The following is a 6,202-nucleotide window of genomic DNA, read 5'->3' as shown; positions in this document are numbered from 1 at the left end:
GCAGACGGCGCCGTCCGGCACGCCCAGCCGCGTCCGCATTGCGCGCCTTTGTTCCTCGCCGGGCGGATAAAACAAGGACGTATCCACCCCCAGCGGCACGCGGACCAGTTTTTCCCTGGGGACGCCCCATTGCAATAAGCGCCGCTCAACGAGCGAGGCCGCCGTCACCACCCGCTCCAGCCGCCCCAGGTTAGAGAGGAAATAGTCAATGTTTTGCGACATTTCCGGGCCGTCCTCATGCTTGCCGTGAAAAAAGGTAACGACGGCCCTGTTGGAGGGCGACAAGGATTCGGCCCACAGTCGCCAGAAAAACTGCGAGCCGAAATGAACGATGCGGTCAAAGAGTTTATAAGGGCGATGAGTCAACCCGATGGTTCCGGGATGAACGGCTTCTATGCCGTCCGCATAACCTTTGCCGATGAAATGAATGGTCCAATTGGCGCCTTCGGTGACGAACATAACCGGAGGAGCGCCGCAACGATAAACGCCCAGATCATGCATTGCGCCGTAGCCGACGCCGATCCCTTTTCGTAAAGCGCCCGCCGCCATGGTTCTTAACGGCGGCATTAAGAGAGAACTTTCATGGAGTGTATACTTGCCCTGAAAAAAGATGTAGCAAACTAAGATGCCGATAACAGAAAAGAAGCCATGCGCCTTGATCTTCGGCGTTTCCGGTCAGGACGGCGCGTATCTTTGCCGATTGCTTCTTGATAAAGGTTATCAGGTCCATGGGACATCCCGCGACGCCGAAACAACGTCTTTTGTTAATCTCGAAACATTGGGAGTTCGTCACCGGGTAACTATCCATTCAGCGACGCCCGCCGATATTCAAAGCGTAGAAAAAGCCATCGAACTAACGTCCCCGACGGAAATTTATAACCTGCTCGGCCCCAGTTCGGTCGCCATGTCATTTGAAAAACCGAAAGAGACTATCGAGGTCATTACTCTAGGCTCACTCAATATACTCAAGGCGATTCTCGCCGCCGACGTTTCCATCCGCTATTATAATGCCGCCACTTCGGAATGCTTCGGCGATACGGGCGATTCCCCGGCTGATGAACAGACGCCGTTCAATCCGCAAAGCCCTTATGCCGCAGCCAAGGCCGAAGCCTTTTACAAAACCGCGAAATACCGTGAAGACTTCGGTCTGTTTGCCTGTTCGGGAATATTTTTCAATCACGAATCACCCCTGCGCCCGGAACTCTTTGTCACCGGAAAGATCATCAGGGGAGCCGCTCGCATCGCCGCCGAAGGCTCCGGTGTTTTGCATCTTGGAAACCTGGATATCCGCAGAGACTGGGGCTGGGCGCCGGAATACGTCGATGCCATGTGGCGAATGCTGCAACAGAACCGGCCCGGCGACTTCGTTATCGCCACCGGCAAAAGTCATTCGCTGAAAGACCTCGCCGCCGCCGCTTTCTCTCATTTCAATCTTGATTGGCGCGATCATGTAAAAAGCGATCCGTCACTGTTCCGCCCCACCGACATAATCACCAGCGCCGGCGATCCGTCCAAGGCTCTCCGAATATTGAAATGGCGCGCCGAGACGCAGATGAAAGACGTTGTCCGCCTGATGGCCGAAGCGGAAAGCGGCAGTCACGCCGGTCGGCAATAAGCCCACATTTCACCCCATAGGGTCTGCCTATCGACAATGATCAAGCCGGCGTCCTTCATCTCCGCCTCGAATTCATCGACGGTGTGCTCGATATGATGAGTCGGGTCGGAAAAATAATTGACCCCCAACTCCTTCCTCAACGGCAAATGCCAGTGGCGCTCGAATAAAGGCACGCGGATCAGAACCCGCTTGGGCGTGTTGCGGCGCAGCAGATCGGCAAGCAGTTCCTTACGGTCCTCCATATGCTCCAATACATTGGACAAGACGATCACATCCCAATGTTCGTCCGCCAGATCCCGAACGCCATCGCTATGGATGAATGTCAGATTGACCGGCGTCTCCTCGCCACGCGCTCTTTCAAGCACCGCCTTATCCAGATCAACGGCGGTGACCAGGACGCCTTCGACGCGATTGGCGATAGAACGCGCCACGGCGCCGATGCCGCAGCCGACATCCAGAACCCGGCTCCCCGCCGGGATGTTATCGACAAAAAAATCATGATAGCCGGTCAACCTGTGCTTGGGGTTGGCGCCATTGCCATAAGCGGTGGCCCGTTCATTAATGAACAGGTCCAGATCGTCCCACAAAGCGAACAGACGCCTCAATCCGCTCTCAGGCGAACCGATTCGCGATTCAATCAGCAACAACCCGACGATCAGGCCGCGCCGCATCCTGAAAGGAATCAACGAAAACGGTTCGGCTATTATCCGGGCCAGGGCCTTGCAAAACTTTCTCACGGCGCTGATTCCAATCCGGTATAAACGCCTCCATTGTAGATTTGCTCATAGGCGTACGGCCCCAATATTTTCCGAGGCTCCGTCGCAAAGACGACGCGGCGCTTCTCCTCCAGGGCGGAAGGAGAAAACGGCCCACTCGGCAACAACCCGGATTCAGCGATGAACGTTGCCACATCATGAGCGACCAGACTGTGAGCCAATGGGTTCCAATGTCCGTCACAAGCAAACGAAAAGCCGGGATAGGGCAAAGCAAAGGAATTACGATATCTGATGAATGAGGGTAGCAGGTCAAAAGCCGGCAATCCAAGCCTCTTGGTGATTTCCATCAATCGCCGGGTCGGGTGGCGAGGATCGAAGTCATCGGTCACGGCGCTTCCCGCGCCGTATCTGATCTCGCTTTTCCAGTCGGTCCCGGAAGCGAAATGTTCGGGAATAATAACCACCGCCAGCCGCGCTCCATCGGCTTCGACCTCGGTCTTCAGGTCGCGGATAAGCGACTCGGTGATGACCCATGCTTCCCTGAATTCCGGCGGCTCGTTGACCAGATATTGGCGCCACCGGCCCGGCACATGGCCCCGCGCCTGATTGAACAGGCCGTAGACGATCAGTTTCAGATCATGCATCGCCTGATAAAGAACCAACCGTGGCCGCAGGAAGTCCTTGAGAGCGCCGATCACATCGCCGGGCTGGTCGGTCGTTTGCGGCTTGGCCGCCGGCGGCGCCTCCGCCACAACTTTACCGGCTTCCAAGGCGGCGCAATAACTGCGCCCTTGATCCAGGCGGCAGCTATTTCCGGTCAAGTCATTGCCTATGTAAAAAAACAAAAGCGTCAGGTCCGGCTTATAGGGTTTGATCAACGTGCGATATGCCTGTAATTGGTTGAGAGTCGAATAACCGCTTATCCCGGCATTAAGCGCCTCCACGCCGAGAAGATCGCCGATAATATTGACGGCAAGCAACCTGTCCGGCGTCTGCAAGGCGGCAGCGAAAGAATCGCCGAGAACCGCCACCCGCCTTCCCGTCTTTTCGAGCCGCCATTCATTCCCCCTGAACCCCTGTGAATTAACGCGGATAGAGGCGTTATCAAAACAGCCGCCGACATTACGCAAGGACTCGCCTGCCTCCATGACATACAGGCCTTGCGCCACGGACCTGTGATTTATTGTCGAGCGATCAGGCGTCACATTCTGATAAAGCCGAAGATAATTATTTGGCGCGATCCTGAGAGCCGCCTCGAACCCCAGCAAAGACAGAACTACGGAGACCAGGACAAGAACCGCGTTTCTCATTCCGCAGCCTTCTTTTGCGGCATTGCGGCCAGAAACAGAGTCAGCATGACAATCCCCGTGGCGATCCACCAGTTCTGCCAGATGCCGAAACTGAGTTGTCCGAGAACCATGTAGACGATAAAGCCGGCCATCAGGCAGGCCGTCCCCGGCCAATCCCGCGCCATACGATGCAATTGAAAAGGCACACTCGCCGTCAGGACCGCCATCGCCGCAGCGCCGACGACGCCCAACTCCAGCCATATCTGAAGAAAGGCGTTATGAGGATGCAAAGGCAAAATCTCGGCGTAGTTCTGTCCGAATATGTTTTCTCTGCCGCCGGGAATAAAGCGGGACGAATCCAGCCCCCATCCGATAAGCGGATGATCCATGATGCGCCCCCGGACAAATTCCCAGATCGCCCAGCGGTGCTGCCATGAACCCTTGTCGGAGCTGAACATTTGTCCGATTTCGTCCGAGGTGAATAACTGTATGAAGAATGGGAACGCCAGGGCGCCGACGGCAAGCGACGCCGCTACCGCAATCAATACCGGACGCTTGCCCGCCGACACGGCGGCAAAAACCAGTGAAGAGACCAACATGGCGGCAACCGGCGCCGACGACGTGCCGAAGGCCAGCACCGTAATAATCAACCCATACAACAAAACGCCGCTCAATAAATTTATCCGGCGTCCGGCGGCAAAGATCATCGGCCAAGCGCAGACGGACAGAATGGTGTTCCCCGGATTGATCCAGGCCATGTAGTCGTTGACGCCCTTGCCCTTGGATGCCTTAAGAAATTTTATGACAAACCCTTCGCTGAAATTTTCAACGCCGAGGATAATCAGAAACATCGCCGCGCTCCCGACCATAAAGGCCGTCACCCGCTTTTGGTCCCGCTCACCGAGCAGACGGGCGCCGACGGCAAGAACCCAAGCCGCCGCCGCCAGCAAAACAATCGACAGCCAGACGTTAACGGCCCTGCCCGGCTGAATGGTCCAGGCAACGGACGCCAGCGCCCACGCCGACAAGGGAGCGAACGCCCATAATATCCTCGGCGCCCCTGACGCCGCCAATTCATCCCGCACCCGCCGGTCAAACAACAGCGCGACCGCCGCCGTGCAGACCAAGGGCGTCATGCCCATCGGCGCGTAGACGGCAACAGGCGGCAACAAAAAAATCATTGCCGTAAAAATTCCGGCGACCAAATTCATCTCAGTTTCTCGTAAACTTTTTCGGCGATTAATCTATATCCCGCCGGCAAAGGATGAGTGTCCCCGTCTTTGGGGAAGACATCAACGCCGGACTCAACGGCATCACGCAAGACCGGCAGGGCGTCAATCATGGCGATTTTGTTTAACTCCATAAAAGAGAACAAGTCCTCTCTGATCCGTTCCTCCATGCGAACCGCTTTTGAAAACATTTCGCCGACCGGCTGACCCTGCTTCATAACGATGTGAGCAAAGGCAAGCTCCTTGCTCGGCAATATCAGGATCAGCAACCCGGTTCCCTCGGCCTCCAACGATTGCCGGAGGCTCAAGAGTATTTTCTTGGTCAACGCCACGCCTTCACGAATCCGGGGGTTGTCCAAATCCACGGCGAACAGATGCTCGGATGGATGCAGAATAGTTTTCAGGTATTTGCCGTCGATAACGATGGTGTGATCTGGAGCCTGCCGCGCCCAGTCCTTGAAGGCCATGAACTCAAGCTCTTTCAGCGTGGTAACCGGCGCCAATTCGGCACGGGCCGCCAGACGCGCCACGGCGCTGTAGCGGAGCAACAGACCGGCCCACCCCGATAAGGTTTCTCGGGCTTGCTTGGCCATACGCTTGCTTATCCACTCCTTCTTAAGCCGATTAAGTTCCCTAATTTTTTCCCCGACTTTGTATTCCTTATCGGAAGCCGCGTAAGTCGGGTCTCTGAAATCCGCATAGGCGTCAAGTCGGTAGACGACGTTCTCGGCGTCGATCATATCGTTACCCAAATACAATCCGATGACGACCAATTCAGGAGAGAGACTTTTTGACCGCTTGTTCAGGAACCAATACTGCGCCGGTCCATATCCCCCCATCCCCATGTTGTAGACATTCTTTCCGGTAAGCGCCGCCAACCGAGACGGCCATGACTGAGAGCGCTCCGCGTTGACGCCCCAGGTCCAGGAATCGCCGATGGCAACGATATCGGTCTGCTCGGGAACGCGAACGTTGCGAAACCCGTCGGCGTCATGTCCGTATGTATTCGCGGGTATCTTGTGGAGAAGATTCTCATCAGGGATTAATTTGGAAAGCTGTTCCCTCTCGACAAAGTAAGAAGCATTGCCGCTACCCCCTTCCCACAGCCGCAAGGCGATCTCGGCAATGGCGAGGCCGAAGCACACGCTGAAAATAACCAGTGATGTCCCGGTTGCAAGAAACCGCTTTAAACATGCGCGGCTTCTCTGAAAAGCGATAATCGCTCCCAGAAAGACCAAGAAGCCGCCGGCAACGATCCCGGCAATCTGCAAAGGCCCCCAACCGGCATATCCCCCCCAAAGATCGGCAGCGGTCGATGCGCCGGCAAGCCCCAGCCCGCAGGCAAACAAAAGG

Annotated in this window: 5 protein-coding genes and 1 pseudogene (1 of these 6 running past the window's edge); 1 reads left to right on the top strand and 5 read right to left on the bottom strand. The window is 56.1% G+C overall.

The features are described 5' to 3' along the window. Window positions 1-549 (bottom strand): annotated as a pseudogene (locus A3H92_00365) (hypothetical protein) (it extends 54 nt beyond the left edge of the window). A 76-nt stretch (window positions 550-625) separates the two neighbouring features. Here A3H92_00365 and A3H92_00360 point away from each other — a divergent pair. Next, a complete protein-coding gene (locus A3H92_00360; GenBank protein ID OHC73501.1) occupies window positions 626-1,615 on the top strand; it encodes a GDP-mannose 4,6-dehydratase in 990 nt (329 codons plus the stop codon). Here the strand turns inward: A3H92_00360 and A3H92_00355 are convergent. The 4 genes from A3H92_00355 to A3H92_00340 are packed head-to-tail and all read right to left on the bottom strand — an operon-like array spanning window position 1,597 to window position 6,198. Beyond that, a complete protein-coding gene (locus A3H92_00355) occupies window positions 1,597-2,352 on the bottom strand; it encodes a hypothetical protein (protein OHC73500.1) in 756 nt (251 codons plus the stop codon). The genes A3H92_00360 and A3H92_00355 overlap by 19 nt on opposite strands. Next, window positions 2,349-3,641 (bottom strand): hypothetical protein, encoded by a 1,293-nt coding sequence (locus A3H92_00350; GenBank protein ID OHC73499.1) that lies wholly within the window; start codon window positions 3,639-3,641, stop codon window positions 2,349-2,351. Before A3H92_00350 ends, A3H92_00355 begins: the two co-directional genes overlap by 4 nt. Then, a complete protein-coding gene (locus A3H92_00345; protein OHC73498.1) occupies window positions 3,638-4,831 on the bottom strand; it encodes a hypothetical protein in 1,194 nt (397 codons plus the stop codon). The genes A3H92_00350 and A3H92_00345 overlap by 4 nt, the downstream gene beginning before the upstream one ends. After that, on the bottom strand, window positions 4,828-6,198 hold the full coding sequence (locus tag A3H92_00340; GenBank protein OHC73497.1) for a hypothetical protein: 1,371 nt from the start codon (window positions 6,196-6,198) through the stop codon (window positions 4,828-4,830). Before A3H92_00340 ends, A3H92_00345 begins: the two co-directional genes overlap by 4 nt. Window positions 6,199-6,202: the final 4 nt, after the last annotated feature.

Source organism: Rhodospirillales bacterium RIFCSPLOWO2_02_FULL_58_16 (assembly GCA_001830425.1).
In the GTDB taxonomy this organism is placed as follows: domain Bacteria; phylum Pseudomonadota; class Alphaproteobacteria; order Rhodospirillales; family 2-02-FULL-58-16; genus 2-02-FULL-58-16.
This window is presented reverse-complemented; position numbering and strand designations above follow the sequence as displayed.

What these genes read in the sequence shown, in the direction of transcription:
- A3H92_00350 (OHC73499.1), bottom strand. Translation starts at nt 3,641, where the DNA reads ATGAGAAACGCGGTTCTTGTCCTGGTCTCCGTAGTTCTGTCTTTGCTG.
- A3H92_00360 (OHC73501.1), top strand. Translation starts at nt 626, where the DNA reads ATGCCGATAACAGAAAAGAAGCCATGCGCCTTGATCTTCGGCGTTTCC.
- A3H92_00345 (OHC73498.1), bottom strand. Translation starts at nt 4,831, where the DNA reads ATGAATTTGGTCGCCGGAATTTTTACGGCAATGATTTTTTTGTTGCCG.